General features: G+C 34.0%; 2 protein-coding genes. Both read right to left on the minus strand.

Going from position 1 to position 1,240, the window contains the following annotated elements:
• Positions 1-41: 41 nt before the first annotated feature.
• Complete coding sequence (locus ABH902_RS15755) at positions 42-887, minus strand: IS3 family transposase (protein ID WP_404592346.1); 846 nt, start codon at positions 885-887, stop codon at positions 42-44.
• A complete protein-coding gene (locus ABH902_RS15760; RefSeq protein ID WP_404592349.1) occupies positions 884-1,162 on the minus strand; it encodes a helix-turn-helix domain-containing protein in 279 nt (92 codons plus the stop codon). Before ABH902_RS15760 ends, ABH902_RS15755 begins: the two co-directional genes overlap by 4 nt.
• Between the last annotated feature and the right edge of the window lie 78 nt (positions 1,163-1,240).

Below are 1,240 nucleotides of genomic sequence, written 5' to 3' on the forward strand. Positions count from 1 at the left end.
GGAAGTGCAACTACTTTTTGATACAAAATAAAAAGAGCAACTCAATTTGATCTTGTTAATCGATAATCAACGGGTGAAAGATACCCTAATTTTGCTAAAATTCTATTATTATTCCAAAAATAGATGTATTTTTCAACGATATCGATTACTCTAGTATTAGAGCCTATTGGCTCTTTTGCGATGTAGAATGTTTCAGACTTTAGTGAGGAATGAAACGATTCTATGGGTGCGTTATCTGAAGGAGTTCCCTTACGGGACATACTTTGGATAACGTTTTTTTGTTTTACTAAATCACAGAATTTTTTTGCTGTATACGTAGATCCCTGATCACTATGCAAAATAGCCTGTCTTGGGAGTTCCTTTAATTGATTGAATGTGTCAATTACTAATTTTGTATCAGGGTGCGTGGATATTTTGTACGCAACAATTTCACTATTGAATGTATCCATGATCGTTGATAAATAGAGCATGCTACTTCCGAAAGGAAGGTAAGTGATGTCTGTTGTTAATTTCTGTAAAGGTTGCTTGGTGTTCCAATCCTTTTGGATAAGGTTGTCAAAAGCCTTATGTTGCGGTCCGGTATGACGATATTTTTTAACTTTTGCTCTGCAGTTCCAGCCTCTTCGTTTCATGATACGCGCTACTTTATTGATCCCTATTGTAAATTCACAACTCAAAAGGGCATGAATTTTGCGATACCCAAATAAAAAATGGTTCTCTTGAACTAATTGATGAATTCGTTCCTCTATAGCTGTCATTTCTGTTGATATGAGCTTTCTATTCCTGTAGAAAGTGCTTCTTGATAATCCAAACAACCGTGTCAGCTTAGAGATTGACAACTGATTTTTGTGCTTTTCAATGAAATGAACAATATTTTCTTTTGTCACCACCTTTCTTTTGAAAAGAATTTTTTTATCAATTCTAACTCTTTCTCCTTTTCCTCTAAAACTTTAGAAAGAGAAAGTTCTTGTTCTGAGGGGCGTCCTGAAGAAGCTTTTAAGCGATGAAATTCTCCACTTAAATACCATTTTTTCCAATTATATATAGTTCCTCTTCCTGGGATATTGAATTCTTCTCGAAGAGAAGAAGCAGATTCTCCTTTCAATAAACGCTCAACAATTTGGATTTTTAATGTATCAGGATAATAATTATGCTTTGCCATTAGAAAAACACCTCCAAATTTATTTTACTAAATTTGAGGTGCTCTTTTTTAATTGTATCTCATTATAGTGTCAGTTCC

The sequence above is a fragment of the Enterococcus sp. UD-01 genome, from assembly GCF_044909655.1.
Classification (GTDB): domain Bacteria; phylum Bacillota; class Bacilli; order Lactobacillales; family Enterococcaceae; genus Enterococcus_L.

What these genes read in the sequence shown, in the direction of transcription:
- ABH902_RS15760 (WP_404592349.1), bottom strand. Translation starts at nt 1,162, where the DNA reads ATGGCAAAGCATAATTATTATCCTGATACATTAAAAATCCAAATTGTT.